Genomic DNA, 16,820 nt, shown 5'->3' on the forward strand with positions numbered 1-16,820 from the left:
GGGAGAGACGTCACTGATGTGATCGAGTGGGATGAAGTTTCGGCCAAACGCGGATCTGATGGCGTCGGTGTTCGTGCACCTGATGCTGCTCGCGCTGATTTTCCTTTATTCGGAGGTCCATCAATTCGATCCCGTCGCCGCTGACACGGTGCCGGTCGAGATCGTGACGCCGCAGGAGGTCGCCAAGTCCGAGGTCGAGACCAAGCCCGAACCGGCACCGAGCCCGTCGCCAACGCCCGAGTTGCAGTTGCCGTCGCTCGATAAGCCGGTGGATTCGGCCAAGCCCGAACCATCGGCACAGGCGCCCGCGCCGCAGCAGAACGCGCAACAGCAACCGCCGCAGAAGCAGGCGACGCCGCCGGCGCCCAAGCCCAGCCCGGCGCCGCAACGTGCCGCGGCCGAGCCGCTGCCCACGCCGGCACAGCAAACGCCACCGATGCCCCAGCCAACGGCGCAGCAACAGGCGGCAGCGTCGCCGCCTGCCTATGCGCAGCCCGAGCCTGATCTTTCGGTCAAATACAACGTCATGCTCGGCCTGCCGCCGGATATCTCCGTGAAACCGCCAGCCAGCGCGCCGTCCGGCCTCGGACCCGGCAAGGACAATTTCGACGCGGCCGCCACCGAGCAGGCCGATGTCGGCTCGAGCGTGGTTGCCGAATTCCGCCGTCACCTGAAGACCTGCCTGAAGCTCCCGCCGACGCTGAGCGCGGGCGACGACGTGAAGATCAAGCTCAGGGTGTTCATGAAGCCTGACGGCAAGCTCGCCGCGTCACCCTTGCTGATCGAAGCCACCGCCTCGGAAAAGGGGCCGCTGTTGCTGAAGAGCGCGACCGATGCGCTGCAGGCCTGCCAGCCCTATGCGATGCTGCCGCGGGATCGCTATGGGGAATGGAAGGTGCTCGACCTCGATTTCAGCCCGCGCGATTTCGCGTCGTAGACCAGGGACGAGCGGCGTACTCGGCCTCGCCCCGCGTGCGGGGAGAGGCCGGATTGCATCGCCAGATGCAATCCGGGTGAGGGGGAGTCTCCGCGAACGCGTCTCTCTCCGTCGATGCGGAAACAGCCCCTCACCCCAACCCTCTCCCCGTAAGAACGGGGAGAGGGAGCGCAGCACGGCCTCGACCATCGCGTCAGCTTCCCATCGCCTGCCAGGCATTCGAGGCGAACTGCCGGCGCCAGATCACGATCACGACGGCGGCTGTCGTGACGAACAGCACCCAGGGGCTGACGAACCAGCCGAGATAGCCGAGGGCGAAGAAAAACGCGCGCTGGCCGCGGTTGAAGTGCCGGCCCGCCGTCTCGAACAGCCGCGTGGTGCGGATCACATGGGCCTCGGCCTCCGGCGTATCGCGCTGGTCGGCCGGCGGCATCGCGCCGAACAGGATCGCCACATAGTTGAACAGGCGATAGGCCCAGGCGAATTTGAAGAAGGTGTAGATGAAGATCAGGATCAGCCCGATGCACTTGACCTCCCACAAAGCGGGCGAGGGCGTGAGGTTGACCGGCAGCGCGCCGAGCACAGCGAGCGCGTCATTGGTGGCACGCAAGAGCGCCAGCCCGCCGCCGATGGCGATCAGGCTGGTGGAGGCAAAGAACGCGGTGCCGTTCTGCAGGCTCGCCATGATCTGCATGTCGACCATCCGTGCGTCGCGGTTGAGCAGATTCCGCACCCAGATCTCGCGATAGACGTGCATCCGCGCCGACAGGCTGTCGCGTCCATACGCGGTGTGCTCCAGCGTGATGGCGTAGACCAGCCATTCCAGCGCAAAGAAGCCGACGGCCAGGATGTCGGTCCAATAGCCGGTCATGTTGCCTTCCTTCGTGAGCGCGCGGCTGACTGTCCGCGCCGGGCCGCATCCGCGTCATGTACAGGTTGAACGCGTGCAATGCACTATGGCAAACTACCGAGGCAACAGGATTCCCGGACATGCTCAAGCTCGTCATCGGCAACAAGAACTATTCGTCATGGTCGATGCGGCCCTGGCTGGCGTTGCGCGCCAACAACATCCCGTTCGAAGAGGTCTTCATTCCGCTCTACACGGACCAGGCCGACAAGGACCGCATCCTATCTTTCAGCAAGGCCGGCAAGGTGCCGACGCTGATCGATGGCGACGTCACGGTGTGGGATTCGCTGGCGATCATCGAATATCTCGCCGAGAGATTTCCCGAGGCGAAGCTCTGGCCTGCGGATCGTGCCGCGCGCGCGCATGCCCGCGCGATCTCGGCGGAGATGCATTCCGGTTTCATGCCGCTGCGCAACGAATGCGGCATGAACCTGCACCGGCCGATCCGCGCTGTCGCGCTGTCGGATGATGCGCGCGCCAACGTGGCGCGGATCCAGGATATCTGGGCCGAGTGCCATGCGCGCTACGGCAAGCAGGGTCCGTTCCTGTTCGGCGCATTCTCTGCCGCCGATGCGATGTACGCGCCCGTGGTGCATCGCTTCTGCACCTACGCGATCCCGGTGAAGGCCGAGGCGCAGCACTATGTCGATGCCATGATGCAGCTTCCGGCATTCCAGGAATGGACCCGCGACGGCGTTGCCGAGACGCTGCGGATCGCCCGATTCGAGGATGTCTGACGGTTGCTGCGCTTCCGAATTGTGACAGCGGTCGCAAAGATCGCGGCTTGACGCCGCGGGGCCGAAGGCGTCGAATCCCGAAAGGCTGGTTTTGCAAGTCGTGAAAGGACTTAGACCATGGGCATTCTCGATTCCCTGGAGAATTCGCCGGAGCTGAAAGGCATGCTTGGCCAGCTTGGCGCGGCGGTGATCCCCGTCGTGCTCGGCGAGGTCCTGGGCAATGGCGGGCAGGGCGGCTTGTCCGCGATCGTCGCCAAGCTCGAGCAGGCCGGGCTTGGCGAGCAGGTCAGATCCTGGATCGGTACCGGTCAGAACCTGCCGATCACCGCTGAGCAGCTCCAGCAGGTGCTCGGCAGCGACACGGTCAAGCAGCTCGCCGCCAGGTTCAACATTCCGGTGGACCAGCTGTCCAAGGTGCTCGCCCAGCAACTTCCGGCTGCGGTCGACGGCGCGAGCCCGGGCGGCAAGCTGCCGCAGACCGCTTGAGCCGGTGGAATCAGGGTTCCAACCGGGCTCGGTGGGCAATTTCCGGCTGGCACGCAAATTGCTGCTTATCGCCCTGAAAAACCTGCAAAATCACACCTTCGCTATGCCCCAATCTTGCTGGATTTGGGGAGGTGCGATGTGCTAGCTTGCCGCAGGGTTCTCAAAATGCCGGCCTGAGCTATCGGGACTGTCAGCTCAGCCAGCAATCTCTAAGAAAATGGAGAGGGCGTTGAAGCATAAGTACTCGATTGGCGAGACCGTCTATTTCACGGCCAGCAACGTGGCGCGCCCCGCCGCGAGCGGCACCTATCAAGTGATCCGTCTGCTGCCGACCGACGGTGACGATTGCCAATATCGCATCAAGAGCTCGACCGAAGCTTTCGAACGGGTGGCCAAGGAGAGTCAGCTCGCGCTGTCCTGAAGGAGTGTTGTGCGCAAGCCGGCGGCTGGAGCGGGTTCCGCGCCGCCGCCGTCAAAAGGCCCTGTTCGCAGACCCATTGTGCTGAAGGTTGGACGTCGGGGTGGCGGCGTTCGCCGTCGCCGATTGTGCTTACGCTGCGTTGAGGGACATCGCGCATGAACTGGGCTTCCTCGCTGGATCAGATCTGGCGCTCACCGACCTTCCCGATGTGGCTGACGCTGGCCGCTGCGGGGTTCTTTGGGATCGTCGTTCTGGTCACGCTGCTGCGTGCGGAAAAATCCGTCGCCAACGGCGCGCTGACCGTGATCACGCTGCTGTCGATCGCGGTTGCGGTCGCCGCGACGATCCGTGGCTTCGGCTCGGGCGGGCAGGCGGTGCCGGCCGAGACACGGACGGCGCAACTGGCCAGCCAGACGGTGCCGGCGCTGGCCTGCGTCGACGACCTCGCCGGAGACGCCGTTCTCAACGCCTGCGAGAAGGTGCTGTTCGGTTCATCGGATACGGCGGCGGCGGCGGTCAGCTACGCGGCGGCGCAGGTCTCGCGCCTGACCGCGCTGGGCGACCTCGCGACCGCCGAGCGCAATTCGACCACCGAGTTGCAGGCGCTGCGCCGCGCCATCGAGCATGACCGCTACGGCCTGGTCGCCTATGCGCTGATGGCGCGCGACCACTGCACGCCGACCGCGTGCCCCGCGTTCCGCTCGCTCGGCGACAACCATCAGATCATCGCCAACATGAACGAGCGGACCTACGAGAACCTGATCACGCGCTACGCAGGGTCGTGGAACGCGCCGGCCGGCGCCCAGGCATCGGCTGCCTCCGGCCTGGTCGCGGCGCTGCCGCAGTCGTTGCCCACCGGCAAGCCGACCAATGCGGAGTTTCCGAGCTCAGCGAACACGCCGCCGGTCAGCATCATGACGCCCGAGCCGGCAAAGCCGGCCGCCGCCGCACCAGCGCCGGCCGCGCGCGCTGCCGCCGCGCCGCCCGCCGCAGCCCCGAAGCGTCCGCCGGCGGCGAAGCGCCCGGTCCAGATCGCGCCGGCCCCGGCCGCGCCGGCGTCGCCTCCTGCCGCCGCCAGCGCACCGGCGGCTGCGAACGAGCAATGAGCGTGATGACGGCGGCTTGAGCCGCCGTCGTTGCGCCGTTCCGGCTTCGTTTGGCTCGAAAAGCGCTCTAGTCCCGATATCCACCGCCGCGGAGAGCGCTCCCTTTTCAAAGCGCTCGCCGGCCGCTACATCCGGCGCATGCCGCTTCATCTCATCAAGCTCGCCGTCGGTTGCGACTCCGTCAAGGAACTCAAGGGCTGGGTTGCCGAACGGATGGCGACCGCGAAGAAAAAGAGCCTGCCGCTCCGTCACGTCCACATCACGCGGATGACGCCGAAGCGCGAGGAGGAGATCCTTGCCGGCGGCTCGCTCTATTGGGTGATCCGCGGCGAGATCGCCGCGCGCGAGAAGATCATCGCCATCGAGCCGTTCCGCGACAAGGACGGCATCGGACGCTGCCGGCTGGTGATGCAGCCCAAGGTGATCGCGGTCTCGCCGCGGCCGATGCGGCCGTTCCAGGGCTGGCGCTACCTGACCGCAGACTCCGCGCCGGCCGATCTCACCAAGTCGAGCGCCGCCAGCGTGGCATCGATGCCCGAGCCGATGCGCCGCGAGTTGCGCGACCTCGGCTTGCTGTAAGCAATCGGGTTGCTCTGAGCAATCGAACGGCAGTGATCCGGGATCACTGGGTCACGAGATGCAGCCGAGCCCATTCTGAGGCCGGGACCTCGACATAACGGCCACCTGCCCTGTCGGCGGTGACGTCGAACAGTTCATGGCCGATCCCCATCTCGCTGAGATATCTCCGGAACTGATCGGTGAAGATTGTGGTAACGCTTTCGCGGTGCTCGGCAGAGACGTTGGGTGCGAGCCGGTCGTAGATCTGCATCCTTGCGGTCAGGATGACGCGGTTGCCGGGCGGCAGGTTACGATGCACGCCGCCCGCAAGCATCAATACACATGCAAGCTCGCAGGGCACACCGGAGAGCTTTTCCTTCGCATCCAGCGGGCCGCCAGGCCGCTTCAGTGCAAAGCATTCCTCCTCGGGTTTTCCGTTGCATGCCTCGACCTCGGTTGCCGCCACCGCCGCATCGATGCCGCGACCGCGCAGGATGCGACCGAGGCTGGCAGCGACGGTGAGGTCGGAGCCCGGTTTGACATTGATCACCACCGGCAGCTTGCGTCCGTTCTGCCGGTCGAGGATCGCCAGCAGGCGCTTGTAGGTGTCCCATTGCACCGCGCCTTCGGCCGCGATCCAGTCCGAGCAGCCGGGGCCGCAGGCATCAGGCGCACCATGCGCGACGTAGAAGATCATGGCGCCGGGCGCCGAATTGACGCCGCCGACCGGCGGCCGGGTCTGTGCCTGCGCCCCAGCCGCGGCCAGCAGCGCGATGCCAAGAACAATGCCTTGCCTGAAGTAATGGTTCATTCCGATCGCCCTCGAAAGGCGCGATCATCCATGCGTCGCGAGCGTGGCGCAAGCACCCGGCCGCACAGATGAGGCCGAGCCCTCATTACAGGCTCGCATCCTCTCTGCGCATGAACCGTTTCACACTTTTCCGGTCCGGTCTCAGACCGCGATATTGTCGATCAGGCGCGTGCTGCCGAGCTTTGCCGCCACCAGCATCCGCATCGGGCCGTCCTTCAGCGAGCCGATCGGCGCCAGGGAGGCGGCGTGGCGCACTTCGAGATAATCGAGCACGAAGCCGGCCCTGGTGATCGCCGCGGCGCCGTCAGCCATTGCGGTCGCGGTATCCTCGCCGGCGCGCAGGCGGCCGGCCGTTTGCTTCATCACCCGGTGAAGCTCAGGGGCGGCGCGCCGTTCCTCCGGCGAGAGGTAGACGTTGCGTGACGACATCGCGAGACCGTCGCGCTCGCGCACCGTTTTGGATCCGATCACCTTGACCCCGAGGTCGAGGTCCGCGGCCATCTGGGTGACGACCCGGAGCTGCTGAAAGTCCTTCTCGCCAAAGATCGCGACGTCGGGCCGGACCTGGGTGAACAGCTTGCCGACCACGGTGGCGACGCCGCCGAAGAAATGCGGCCGGAAGCGATCCTCGAGCCCGGCGGTGGCCGGCCCCTCCGGCACGATCCTGGTGGCGAAGCCGTCCGGGTACATCGCCTTCACCTCGGGATGCCAGATCAGGTCGACGCCCTCGGCGGCGAGCTTGGCGACGTCGGCTTTCCAGGTGCGCGGATAGGAGCCGAAATCTTCGGTCGGCGCGAACTGGGTCGGGTTGACGAAGATCGAGACGACGACCCGCTTGGTGCGGCGCTTGGCGAGCCGCACCAGCGACACATGGCCGTCATGGAGCGCTCCCATGGTTGGGACCAGCGCGACGGTTGCCTTCTTGACGCGCAGCGTGTCGACGGCGCGACGAAGGGCGGGGACGGTACGGACGACGGTGGGATTTCTCGGCATCTGGTCTCGGCTCGTGGGGCAATCCGGGTGGGAACGAATCTGGGCGGGACGGGTTGGCGTTCGGCAGGTCACGCAGCTTACCAAGTCCGAACCACGATCGGCAAACCGGCCGATAAGCCTTACACGATCTCGAACGTGCGCGGATCAAAGCCGCCGATCGACGCAGCAGTGTTGCTTGATCGATTCATCAGCACGGCCGCAATCGATTTCCTGTCGCAGCGATGCATTTCACTTGACCGCAGCGGCGCTCGCTTTGAAGATCATTGCGGGGATTTGAATCATGTTGGTGCAGGCTCGTCAGGGTCAATCCGGCTCCGCACATGTCATCGTGCTGGGCAACGAGAAGGGTGGATCGGGAAAGTCGACCACCGCCCTGCATATCGCCGTCGCGCTGCTGAGGGCCGGGCAACGCGTCGCCAGCATCGATCTCGACTGCCGCCAGCAGAGCTTCACCCGCTACATCAGCAATCGCCAGGCCTGGGCGCGACGCACCGGGCTCGACCTCGAGCTCCCGGCACACCACTGCATCAAGTACGGCGAGACGATGCAGATCGAGGAGAACGAGAACGCGGAATTCCAGCAGTTCATGGCCGCTGTGAGCGCGGTGGAACGCGCCTGTGATTTCATCGTCATCGATACCCCGGGCGCGGACAGCTACCTGATGCGGCTCGCGCATTCGATGGCCGACACTTTGGTAACCCCGATCAACGACAGCTTCCTCGATTTCGACGTGCTCGGCACCGTCGATCCCGCGACCTATGCGGTGACCGGCGAGAGCCATTATGCGGAGATGGTGCGCGACACCAGACGCAAGCGCCGCCGCCTCGATGGCGCCTCGACCGACTGGATCGTGGTGCGCAACCGGCTGTCGATGCTCGGCTCGCGCAACAAGCAGCTGGTGGCCGACGGCTTGAAACAGCTGTCGCTGCGGCTCGGGTTCCGTGCGGTCGACGGCTTTGCCGAGCGGGTGGTCTATCGCGAATTCTTCCCGCGCGGGCTGACGGCGCTCGACGACATCGACGAGGCGACGCTCGGCACCCGCCCGAGCCTCGGTCACGTCACCGCCCGCGAGGAGGTGATGAGCCTGCTGCGCCAGCTCAAGCTGCCGCTCGACGAGCGCGGCCGCCGCAGGGCCGCCAACCGGGCCGAATGGTTCAGCCAGGTCGACAAGCCGCTGGAAGTCGACGACATCATCGGCGGCTAGACCGCCGGGCACTCCTTCTGGCAGGTTCCAGGGCGTCGGGCGTCCAGGAAGTGACTATCGTCACTTCCTGGCCCGTCCAGAAGCACGGTAGTCTTGCGGGGTTTTCGGCCACTCCGTCGCCAATATGCCGGAACAAAGCTGGCCAGATCCGGTTTTCCCAAGCCAGCCGCGTTTCCGCTCCCCGTCGGTTGGTCTTGAGGTATTATCGTGCCGCAGAACCATGGCGCCAGAAGCGAATGCACAAAGGTTGTGTGCACCGCACAATGAACGTGCTGCGAAGTCCCAACTTTTAGACTTCCTGTCACGGCGCTGTGACATATATTCTCAAAAGGAGGCCGAAGAGTCTCCGGCCAAGAATAGCCCTGAAAAGGCGGGCACCTCGAGGACGTCATGAAGCGTGGAATTCTCGTTCTGCTTTCTCTCTCCGTGGTGATCACGGCGGCCTATTTTACCGCGAGCAAGTGGGCGATCCGTCATGAAACTCTCATGTTCAAGGACCCGACGCGCGATGAGCGGCCGGTCGCGGTCGACGTTGCCGTGCGCTTCGACAAGGAGATGCAGGCCGACGCTGGCATGATCACGCTGCCGGTTGCGATCCTCAATCATGGCAATACCGTCAAATTCACCGAATATTCCTTCCTCGCGAACGTGTTCGCGGCGCGCGGCTATCTGACCATCAGCATTCAGAACGACCTGCCGTCGGACGGGCCGATGGTGACCAAGGTCGGTGAGCTCTATGTCGGCCGCCTGCCGCAGTACCAGCGCGGCATCACCAACATCAAGTTCGCGATCGAGGAGATGAAGAAGCGCAAGCCGAACGCGGACTACAGCAAGCTGACGATGGTCGGCCATTCCAATGGCGGCGATATCGCGATGTATTTCGCCAAGCAATATCCGGACGAGATCAAGAAGGTGGTGACGCTGGACAATCTGCGCGTGCCGTTCATGACCGACGGCAAGTTCAAGATCCTGTCGTTCCGTTCGCATGACTCGCAGTTCAAGCCGGATCCGGGCGTCGTTCCCGATGCCGACGAATGCGAGAAGGCCGGCATCACCGTGGTGAACACCAACTTCCAGCACAACGACATGCGTGACACCGGGCCCGAGAAGGCCAAGGACTCGATCCAGGCCATGCTCGATAAATTCCTCGCCGATACCGACAGCGCTGTCGCGCCGGTCGACACCAGGAATGCGCCGCCGAAGATTCTGGAGCCCGGTCCCGTCTCGCTTTACGTGCCGGTCGAGAAACCTCAGACCTTGACCGATAAGCTCAAGAAGTCGCTCTCGCTGACCAAGACCGAGACGAAGAAGGATCCGTCGGTCACGAATTGACCGGGCGGCTCGCGGTCCAGGCTGGCCTCTCACGTTGACCAATCCACTGCCGCGGCCCACATAGTGTTTGCTGTACGAGGCAAGCGCTGATGGCCGGCAAGACGATCAAACCGACATCCGGAAGCGATGTACGCCCGGCCCATGCGCCTGGCGTGCCGGCATCCAGCGCGAACGACATCGCGGCATTCGTCGCCAAGGCGCGGGCGATGTCGCCGCATCGCGCCGGCGCCCACGGCAGGCTGGTGTTCGCGCTCGACGCCACGATGAGCCGGCAGCCGACATGGGACATGGCGTGCACGCTGCAGGCGGACATGTTCCGCGAGGCCGGCGCGCTCGGCAGTCTCGATATCCGCCTCGTCTATTATCGCGGCTTCAATGAATGCCGTGCGTCGGGCTGGATCTCCGACAGCGCGCAGCTCGCGCGGCTGATGAGCAAGATCGATTGCCAGGGCGGCAACACCCAGATCGGCAAGGTGCTGTCCGAGACGCGTCGCGAAGCGGTCGAGGCAGGGGTGCGCGCCTTGGTGTTCGTCGGCGACGCGATGGAGGAGAGCGCCGACGATCTCTGCGCCAAAGCCGGTGAGCTCGGCCTGCTCAAGGTGCCGGTCTTCATGTTCCAGGAGGGCAGGGATGCGACCGCCGAGCTGACGTTTCGCGAGATCGCGCGGCTGACCGGCGGGGCATGGTGCAGGTTCGATCCCGGCGCGGCCGCGCAGCTCCGCGAATTGCTGCGTGCCGCCGCAGCCTATGCCGCCGGCGGCCGCGAGGCGCTGCTGCAGCTGGCCAAGACCGCGAGCGGTGCGGCGAAGCTGATCGGCCAGATGAAATAGCGCCGCGTCGCGTCAGGCTCCGCCTGACGCCGGTGAGACGAAGCTTCGCATGCTTTTTGCCGCCGGGCCGCCTATATTCCGGATATGCCAACCCTGATCGCCGGCGTCGTCGCCGTTGTCGTCCTTTATTCCGCGCTGCAGATGTTTCGTGCGGCCAATCCCGCCGTGCTTGCGCGCGCGATCAAGATCGGTGGCGGGGTGCTCGCGCTGGCGGTCGCGGCCTTTACCGGCGTGCGGGGCGAACTGGCGGTGGCAATTCCGCTCGGCATTTTCGGCGCCGGACTGCTCGGCTGGTCGCCGTTCGGAAGCACCGGATTTCCCAATCTCGGCGGTATGTTCGGCGGTTCGCGCAGCCAGGGACAAAGCTCGCGGGTGCGCTCGCAATATCTCGATATGACCCTCGATCACGGCAGCGGCGTGCTCAGGGGCCAGATCGTGGCCGGACCGCAGGCCGGCCGCATGCTCGATGAGTTCGACCTGTCGCAGCTATTGGCGTTGGTCCCGAGCTTCGACGCCGAGAGCGTCGCGCTACTTGAAAGCTATCTGGACCGCCGCTTTCCCGCCTGGCGTCAGGACGCACAGGGCGACCGGGCACGGGGGCAGGGCCGTGCGGCGTCGGGCGGCAAAATGACGAACGAGGAGGCCTATCAGATCCTTGGCCTGCAGCCGGGAGCGTCGCGCGACGACATCAGCCGGGCTCACCGAACCCTGATGAAGAAACTCCATCCCGACCAGGGGGGCTCGACGTACCTCGCGGCCCGTGTGAACGAGGCCAAGGACACTCTGCTTCGCACGCATCTCTAACTCCGGCTACGCTACCAACGCCACAGCCGAGAGCTGCCTTCCGTTTCTGATTGATGCCCCGTCTGGCCCGCCGCTGTCCGGCGTGGCCGATCGCTCTTTCGGGAAAACTTAACCGTAAAATCTTGACGAGAAGTTTCATGGTTGCGCCGCTCGCGGACGGCCGGCTGTTTTCGCGGCGGCAAAAGCAAAACGGCCGGCGCTTGCGGCGCCGGCCGTTCGAAATCAGCAGATGCTGACGATCAGTTGCGAACGGTGATGCAGGAGATCTCAGCGCGCTTCAGCGTCTTGCAAGCCGCCTCGGCCTGATCGCGCTCGAGGCCGGCAAAACGGGCGCGATAGAGCTTGCGATTATCCTTGGCGACCACCTCGGTAAACGGGTCCGCCTTGCTGAGCAGGCCGCGGGCCGAGCTGCGCGCCAGGTCGATGCGCTTGTTGGCTTCGCCCTCGGACTCCAGCGCGCCAACCTGGATGATCCAGCCGGTATGCGCGGCGCTCGGCTTTGCTGAGCTGGTCGGCGGAGCGGCCTGCACGCTGCGGGTTGCGGGCTCGATCGACGCAACGGCCTGTGGCGCCGGGGTAGCGGGTGCATGGACGGCCGAGGCCGGCAGCACGCCGAGGATGCCATTGCCGGTGCCGAAATTGGCCGGCTGCGGCGGCATTTCCGGCCTCGAGGTCTCGGCGGCCCGCGCCATCATCGCATTGGAGGTCTCGGGGACCTCGCCGCGCGAGGGGATCGTGTTGGTGATCGGAGGCGCGGACTGCGCCGGGCCGGCCGCGGCGAGCTTGATCTGGCCGGCTTTGACCTGCACCGTCTTCACCTTGACCGGCTTCATCGGTTCAGCCGAGCCGGGGATCGCGGCGATCGGCTGGGTCTGGATCACGCCTGAGGTCAGCGGCGCCGGCTCGGGCTTGGCCTGCGGCTCCGGCTTGGCCGGAAGCGGCGGCAGCGCGGCGGCGGCGGCCGCCATCAGCGAGGGCTTGCTGGCCGGGCGCGGCGCCTGGATCGCGGCAGCTGCAGCGGCGGGCTCCGATGCCGCGACGGGCGAGGTGTCCGGCGCGCGCGCATTATCCGCGTCGGCGACCTCCACATTGGCGTCGGCCGGATTGCGTTCGGTGATCGCTGCGGCAGTGCGGGTGGTCGCGGCCTTCCCGACGTTCTCGGCGAGCAGGTTGCGCATGATGGCGTCACGCGAGCCGCCGCTGCGGCCGCCAAGCACCACGCCGACCAGGAAGCGATTGCCGCGGCGCATCGAGGTCACGAGGTTGAAGCCGGACGCGCGGGTGTAGCCGGTCTTGATACCGTCAACGCCCTCGACGTTGCCGAGCAGATGATTGTGGTTGCGGATCGATTGGCCGCGGAAGTTAAACACCGAGGTCGAGAAGTAGCGGTAGTAGCGCGGGAAGCGGTCCTGGATCGCGCGGCCGAGAGTCGATTGATCGCGCGCCGTCGTCACCTGCTCATCGTTGGGCAGGCCGGAGGCGTTGCGATAAACGGTCCGGCTCATGCCGAGCGCACGGGCCTTGCGGGTCATCATCCGGGCGAAATCGTCTTCGCTGCCGCCGATCGCCTCGGCGATCACGACCGCGGCGTCATTGGCCGAGCGGGTGACCAGGCCCTTGATGGCGTCTTCGACCTTGATGGTCGAGCCGGGCCGCAGGCCGAGCTTGGTCGGGTCCTGTTCGGAGGCGTGCTCGGACACCGGCATTTCGGTGTCGAGCTTCATCTTCCCGGAATCGAGGCGCTCGAACAGCAGATAGAGCGTCATGATCTTGGTCAGCGAGGCCGGGTGGCGCAAGCCGTCGGGACTGGTGGCGGTGAGCACCGAACCGGTGTTGCCGTCGACGATGATCGACGCGAATTGCGGGCTGTAGCTCTCGCGCGCTTCCTGGCTGTGGTGGTGACGGGCGTAGTGGCGCCGGTGACGGCGCGCCTCGGCGCTATCACTCGTGATCAGGATCGCCGTCGTGACGGTAACGAGCCCAAGAACGCCAACTCGCAGCGCCCGCGAGGAGGCCAAGGTTGTTCGAAGCATCTACTTCCCCGTCCCAATTTCTATCTAGATCACTGGCTCGTGAGGCGAAATTGTGCCCGGCGGCCATCGATCCTTGCCTGCGCAACAAACCACTTCGGGCAGAACCATCGGCCGAGGTGGCGGCTCAGGTCGCTCTTCTAGCTAAGGTGTTGTTCACAAACAGCTTTCGAGGCTGTCTGTCGGAAGGCGAACAAAGTCCGGGAATCAGGTTAGGCGGACCGAGTTTCCAAAAGATTAAGCAACCGTTGCGTAGTCCCCGGGGTTTATCGCGAATGCCGGAGATTCGGGGTTGTGGGATTGTGCGATGCACAATATTCGTTGACTCTATTGTGCGATGCGATATGGCTATCGGCGTCAGGGGGCCGGGAGCTTCCCGGCAATGGGAATTTGCGCCTTCAAGTCTGGGAAAAGGAATTCCATCCATGGTCAAGATCGAAGACATTCAGAACTACGGCAAAGAGCATTTCGAGTCGGTCACCGCGTCGGCGAACAACCTGCAGAGCGGCGTTCAGGCCATCGCCACCGCCTATGGCGACTATGCCAAGAAGTCCTTTGAGGACACCAAGTCGTTCGTCGAGAAGCTGTCGGGCGTGAAGTCGCTGGACAAGGCGCTCGAGGCGCAGACCGAGTACCTGCGCTCGTCCTACGAGACCTTCGTTGCGGAATCGCAGAAGATCGCCGGCCTGTACAGCGACTGCGCCAAGCAGACCTTCAAGCCCTATGAGGGTCTGGTCTCCAAGTTCGCGCCCGCCGCTCAGTAAGCGTTGCCGTCCAAGACAAACGAAAAGCCCGGCCGTTTGGCCGGGCTTTTTTGTTGGTGTGCCGAGCATGTTCGACAGCTTGGAGGTGGAAGTCCTTTACCCAGCCTGATGGCGGCGAAGGGTTAGCGAAGCGCAAGGGCGTCATCGCGAGGTGGGGTCTGAAGGAAGCGTGGAGCAAACCTGCGGCCCGATGGACAAAAACCGGATAACGAGGCCTACCCAACCGGACGAGCGAGCCAATGATCGCAAAGTCCACAGTCATCAAGGGTTGGGGTGGTAAATCCGGCGGGCGTGCAGGGAAGGCGGTCGAACTTACCTCGGGAGATCTTCGGCGTGTCCGGGCGACCGGACTGAGCGGGCCGCAAGGTCCGTGATCGCGACGGAGAAGTCAGCAGACGGCATAGTAGGCGGAACGAGTTTCGCTGAAGGCCCGAACGCTGGAAAGACGTTTGGATGTGGAAGCCTCGAGCCGGCCATGCGGCTGAAATCCAGGTCACTGGCCTTTGGAGCGGCGGGAAAGGGTGAAGCCCGGACGGCGCCGCTCAAAGGGGCCGAAGCCGACACGACGGAGACCACTATCTGAGCCTCTGGCGCGGACGCAAAACAAACCGTTCGCGCTTAATCCGGTGAACCGCCGTATACGGACCCGTATGTACGGTGGTGTGGGAGGGGAGAGTCGCGAGACTCCCCCTATCCCGATTGCCTCAAGCGGGCGACTATTTGGCCAGCCGCAGCTTGCTGAGGGCCGTTCCGATCGTGTTGAACGTCGTCAGGATCTGGGTCGAGCTGGTGAGCATGAAGAATTTGTCGGGCGTGCTGGCGCAGTTCTTCAGGACGGTCGAGGTCGGATCGGCGGGCGAGTGCGTGTTCACCTGGATCGTGTAGATCGTGTACAGCGGTTGGCCGCTGGAGTCCTTCGCGGCCTGCAGATTCTGGCACAGCAGGGCCTGCCTGGCGTCGATCGGGTTGCCGGAGGCCTGCGTGCGGCCGTCGCCGTATTCGGGCCAGCGGTCCTCGGTGTTCAGACCGTCGGACAAGAGAATGATGACCCGGTTGTAGGTGGTGTTGGAGTCCTCCGCCGGCGTGTTCAACGGGCCGCCCACCAGTAGCGACTGCCATGCCCACGCCAGGCCGACCGCCTGGTTGGTGCCGCCGGTCGGCTGCATCGCGTTGACCGCATTTTTGAGCGCGGTCCAGTTGTAGCTCAACGGAATGATCGGCTCGAGCTGCGGCGAGGAGTTGCTGCTGCAGTAGGAGTAGCCGTTCTCAAAGAGCTCGTTGGCCGGGAAAAGCGTGGTGACGTCGGATGACGCCGGCAGCACGCCGGTTGCATCATTCGGCTGGGTGCGGTCGGCGATGCAGCCCGTCCAGTTGCCGATCGGGTTGGTGGACGCTTGCCGCCAGTCGTTTTTCACGGTGGGGATCTGGTTGGTCGAGGTCCATTGATTGTTGGTCCATCCGACGACGGCGCTGACCCGGGGCTGGCCCTGATTGTCGGCCGTGTCGTTGGGGCCGGGCTGCGTCCAGTCGTGGGTATACAGCTTGCCGGTGCATTGATAGACGCCGCCGGAGGTGCCGCAACTGCAGCCGGAGACATCGTTACCCGACGAATTCTTCGGACAGCTGCACGACGTCGAGCCGCTGCAGAACACGCCGGTGCCGACCTGCGTGCTCACCCAGCAGCCATTGTAGCGCGTGTAGGAGTTCGCATCGACGCTGGGGCAGATGTAGCCTGAATAGGTCCCGCTCGAGGGGATGTAGTTCGCGCTGCCCGTATTTGTCGGGCTCTTCTGGCAGGTGAAGCCGCCGTTGTTGTTGGTCCACGGGCATCGCGCACCGGGTCCGACCGCGTGCCAGTTCATCGGCAGGCTTGCCTGCATGGTGCCGTTGGCGGGCTGCGTGGTCGGGGGATTGAGCCAGTCGGTCCAGTCGATCCAGCTCTGACCGACATTGCTGGTGCCGACATTGACGACCTTCTCGAACGGAATGACGGAGATATAGACGTCACCATTGTTCTTGCTCAGCGCGCTGAGCTGGTCGATCAGCCCGCCGGTTCCGGCCACCGCGTTGCGCAGCGCGGTGATCTTGTTGTCGTCCGACATCGATCCCGTGTTGTCGAGGGCGAGGGCGACGCGCATCTTGACGTTGCCCCAGGTGGTGGTCGTCGAGCTCTTGAAACCCAGCGTCGGAAAACCGGCCAGCTGCATGAAATCGGATTTGATGTGGCCGGATCCGCCCAGCAGGATGGTGGCCGCCGCGCTCGAGGTCGGGGTGGTGTAGTTCGCCGTGACGGAAATGCCCTGGCCGTCCTTATTGGTGTAAAGCGCGGTGAAATAGGTCTGCGCCTTGCTCGGGATATCCGCAGCCGTGATGTTGCCCATGGTCAGATCCTTGGACAGCATCAGCGCGGTCGAATCGAGGGCTGCCTGCATCGCGGAGCGGGCGTTGTTGGCGCGGGTATAGTCGATCGCGGCTCCCACGAAAGCGAGGAGCGGCAGCATTGCGAAGGTGAAGATCACCGCGACATTGCCGTTATTTGCCCTGGAAAACCGGCGAGCAACCGCGCAGACGCGATCGGAAATGGCTGAACCAAGCATGGCACTCTCGTCGAAATGGATTGCGGTGGCATCTCGACCGGCGCCGCTAAACAGATGGTGAATCGGGCGCGGGAAACCCGGCAGGGCGGCGCGGGGGAGGCTCAAAAGCCGGGCAAAAGCGCTCGCTATCCTCAATGACGTCTAAATTGGCCGCCCGACTCCTTTGTCAAATCGGGCAGAAATGATTAACCTTCCGAGGGTTGCCGCGCCCGGAATCGGACCGGTGGGCCGCGCCGGGTCTGCGCTTGCGGCTGGGCCTCGCGAGGCCCATATTCGGGAAGTCGATCCGGCCGCCGGATCGGA

At 64.7% G+C, this 16,820-nt stretch carries 16 protein-coding genes; 11 read left to right on the top strand and 5 right to left on the bottom strand.

Annotation, left to right across the window (positions count from 1 at the left end; genetic code table 11):
• Positions 1 to 31: 31 nt before the first annotated feature.
• Positions 32 to 937 (top strand): hypothetical protein, encoded by a 906-nt coding sequence (locus ACVWZM_RS38140; protein ID WP_456855890.1) that lies wholly within the window; start codon positions 32 to 34, stop codon positions 935 to 937.
• A gap of 193 nt (positions 938 to 1,130) precedes the next feature.
• Here ACVWZM_RS38140 and ACVWZM_RS38145 read toward each other — a convergent pair whose 3' ends face one another.
• Positions 1,131 to 1,808, bottom strand: coding sequence for a DUF599 domain-containing protein (locus ACVWZM_RS38145; protein ID WP_076834541.1), 678 nt, complete (start codon positions 1,806 to 1,808; stop codon positions 1,131 to 1,133).
• Positions 1,809 to 1,927: 119 nt separating this feature from the next.
• Here ACVWZM_RS38145 and ACVWZM_RS38150 point away from each other — a divergent pair, with 119 nt between their 5' ends.
• The 5 genes from ACVWZM_RS38150 to ACVWZM_RS38170 all read left to right on the top strand — a co-directional run bounded on the left by ACVWZM_RS38150 (position 1,928) and on the right by ACVWZM_RS38170 (position 5,173).
• Positions 1,928 to 2,581 carry a glutathione S-transferase family protein gene (locus tag ACVWZM_RS38150; protein WP_456855891.1) on the top strand — a complete coding sequence of 218 codons (654 nt, stop codon included), beginning with the start codon at positions 1,928 to 1,930 and terminating at the stop codon, positions 2,579 to 2,581.
• Between the two features lie 117 nt (positions 2,582 to 2,698).
• The gene (locus ACVWZM_RS38155; protein ID WP_057020822.1) at positions 2,699 to 3,067 is read left to right on the top strand and encodes a YidB family protein; all 369 of its coding nucleotides are present in this window, start codon (positions 2,699 to 2,701) and stop codon (positions 3,065 to 3,067) included.
• Positions 3,068 to 3,284: 217 nt separating this feature from the next.
• Complete coding sequence (locus ACVWZM_RS38160; protein ID WP_018272021.1) at positions 3,285 to 3,488, top strand: hypothetical protein; 204 nt, start codon at positions 3,285 to 3,287, stop codon at positions 3,486 to 3,488.
• A gap of 155 nt (positions 3,489 to 3,643) precedes the next feature.
• Entirely contained in the window at positions 3,644 to 4,594 is a 951-nt protein-coding gene (locus tag ACVWZM_RS38165; RefSeq protein ID WP_076834537.1) for a hypothetical protein, read from the top strand.
• A 138-nt stretch (positions 4,595 to 4,732) separates the two neighbouring features.
• On the top strand, positions 4,733 to 5,173 hold the full coding sequence (locus ACVWZM_RS38170; RefSeq protein ID WP_456855893.1) for a DUF1489 family protein: 441 nt from the start codon (positions 4,733 to 4,735) through the stop codon (positions 5,171 to 5,173).
• A gap of 43 nt (positions 5,174 to 5,216) precedes the next feature.
• On the opposite strand, the gene ACVWZM_RS38175 is transcribed toward ACVWZM_RS38170, so the two are convergent.
• Entirely contained in the window at positions 5,217 to 5,963 is a 747-nt protein-coding gene (locus ACVWZM_RS38175) for a hypothetical protein (RefSeq protein ID WP_456855895.1), read from the bottom strand.
• Positions 5,964 to 6,104: 141 nt separating this feature from the next.
• Positions 6,105 to 6,956 (bottom strand): pantoate--beta-alanine ligase, encoded by an 852-nt coding sequence (gene panC / locus ACVWZM_RS38180; RefSeq protein WP_456855896.1) that lies wholly within the window; start codon positions 6,954 to 6,956, stop codon positions 6,105 to 6,107.
• A 280-nt stretch (positions 6,957 to 7,236) separates the two neighbouring features.
• On the opposite strand from panC, the gene ACVWZM_RS38185 reads away from it, so the two are divergent.
• The 4 genes from ACVWZM_RS38185 to ACVWZM_RS38200 all read left to right on the top strand — a co-directional run bounded on the left by ACVWZM_RS38185 (position 7,237) and on the right by ACVWZM_RS38200 (position 11,126).
• The gene (locus ACVWZM_RS38185) at positions 7,237 to 8,160 is read left to right on the top strand and encodes a division plane positioning ATPase MipZ (RefSeq protein WP_456855898.1); all 924 of its coding nucleotides are present in this window, start codon (positions 7,237 to 7,239) and stop codon (positions 8,158 to 8,160) included.
• 390 nt (positions 8,161 to 8,550) lie between these two features.
• The gene (locus tag ACVWZM_RS38190; RefSeq protein WP_057020818.1) at positions 8,551 to 9,492 is read left to right on the top strand and encodes an alpha/beta hydrolase; all 942 of its coding nucleotides are present in this window, start codon (positions 8,551 to 8,553) and stop codon (positions 9,490 to 9,492) included.
• Positions 9,493 to 9,581: 89 nt separating this feature from the next.
• Entirely contained in the window at positions 9,582 to 10,322 is a 741-nt protein-coding gene (locus ACVWZM_RS38195; protein WP_253590024.1) for a VWA domain-containing protein, read from the top strand.
• Between the two features lie 84 nt (positions 10,323 to 10,406).
• The gene (locus ACVWZM_RS38200) at positions 10,407 to 11,126 is read left to right on the top strand and encodes a DnaJ domain-containing protein (protein WP_456855899.1); all 720 of its coding nucleotides are present in this window, start codon (positions 10,407 to 10,409) and stop codon (positions 11,124 to 11,126) included.
• Positions 11,127 to 11,365: 239 nt separating this feature from the next.
• On the opposite strand, the gene ACVWZM_RS38205 is transcribed toward ACVWZM_RS38200, so the two are convergent.
• Positions 11,366 to 13,159 carry a serine hydrolase gene (locus ACVWZM_RS38205; protein ID WP_253590025.1) on the bottom strand — a complete coding sequence of 598 codons (1,794 nt, stop codon included), beginning with the start codon at positions 13,157 to 13,159 and terminating at the stop codon, positions 11,366 to 11,368.
• A gap of 422 nt (positions 13,160 to 13,581) precedes the next feature.
• Here ACVWZM_RS38205 and ACVWZM_RS38210 point away from each other — a divergent pair, with 422 nt between their 5' ends.
• The gene (locus tag ACVWZM_RS38210) at positions 13,582 to 13,920 is read left to right on the top strand and encodes a phasin family protein (RefSeq protein WP_016844841.1); all 339 of its coding nucleotides are present in this window, start codon (positions 13,582 to 13,584) and stop codon (positions 13,918 to 13,920) included.
• Positions 13,921 to 14,636: 716 nt separating this feature from the next.
• On the opposite strand, the gene ACVWZM_RS38215 is transcribed toward ACVWZM_RS38210, so the two are convergent.
• Positions 14,637 to 16,517, bottom strand: a complete 1,881-nt coding sequence (locus tag ACVWZM_RS38215; RefSeq protein ID WP_057020815.1) for a TadE/TadG family type IV pilus assembly protein — start codon at positions 16,515 to 16,517, stop codon at positions 14,637 to 14,639.
• Between the last annotated feature and the right edge of the window lie 303 nt (positions 16,518 to 16,820).

It is taken from the genome of Bradyrhizobium sp. USDA 4501, assembly GCF_054062115.1.

Coding starts and splice junctions, on each gene's coding strand:
- ACVWZM_RS38140 (WP_456855890.1), top strand. CDS start 32: ATGAAGTTTCGGCCAAACGCGGATCTGATGGCGTCGGTGTTCGTGCAC.
- ACVWZM_RS38145 (WP_076834541.1), bottom strand. CDS start 1,808: ATGACCGGCTATTGGACCGACATCCTGGCCGTCGGCTTCTTTGCGCTG.
- ACVWZM_RS38150 (WP_456855891.1), top strand. CDS start 1,928: ATGCTCAAGCTCGTCATCGGCAACAAGAACTATTCGTCATGGTCGATG.
- ACVWZM_RS38155 (WP_057020822.1), top strand. CDS start 2,699: ATGGGCATTCTCGATTCCCTGGAGAATTCGCCGGAGCTGAAAGGCATG.
- ACVWZM_RS38160 (WP_018272021.1), top strand. CDS start 3,285: ATGGAGAGGGCGTTGAAGCATAAGTACTCGATTGGCGAGACCGTCTAT.
- ACVWZM_RS38165 (WP_076834537.1), top strand. CDS start 3,644: ATGAACTGGGCTTCCTCGCTGGATCAGATCTGGCGCTCACCGACCTTC.
- ACVWZM_RS38170 (WP_456855893.1), top strand. CDS start 4,733: ATGCCGCTTCATCTCATCAAGCTCGCCGTCGGTTGCGACTCCGTCAAG.
- ACVWZM_RS38175 (WP_456855895.1), bottom strand. CDS start 5,963: ATGAACCATTACTTCAGGCAAGGCATTGTTCTTGGCATCGCGCTGCTG.
- panC (WP_456855896.1), bottom strand. CDS start 6,956: ATGCCGAGAAATCCCACCGTCGTCCGTACCGTCCCCGCCCTTCGTCGC.
- ACVWZM_RS38185 (WP_456855898.1), top strand. CDS start 7,237: ATGTTGGTGCAGGCTCGTCAGGGTCAATCCGGCTCCGCACATGTCATC.
- ACVWZM_RS38190 (WP_057020818.1), top strand. CDS start 8,551: ATGAAGCGTGGAATTCTCGTTCTGCTTTCTCTCTCCGTGGTGATCACG.
- ACVWZM_RS38195 (WP_253590024.1), top strand. CDS start 9,582: ATGGCCGGCAAGACGATCAAACCGACATCCGGAAGCGATGTACGCCCG.
- ACVWZM_RS38200 (WP_456855899.1), top strand. CDS start 10,407: ATGCCAACCCTGATCGCCGGCGTCGTCGCCGTTGTCGTCCTTTATTCC.
- ACVWZM_RS38205 (WP_253590025.1), bottom strand. CDS start 13,159: ATGCTTCGAACAACCTTGGCCTCCTCGCGGGCGCTGCGAGTTGGCGTT.
- ACVWZM_RS38210 (WP_016844841.1), top strand. CDS start 13,582: ATGGTCAAGATCGAAGACATTCAGAACTACGGCAAAGAGCATTTCGAG.
- ACVWZM_RS38215 (WP_057020815.1), bottom strand. CDS start 16,517: ATGCTTGGTTCAGCCATTTCCGATCGCGTCTGCGCGGTTGCTCGCCGG.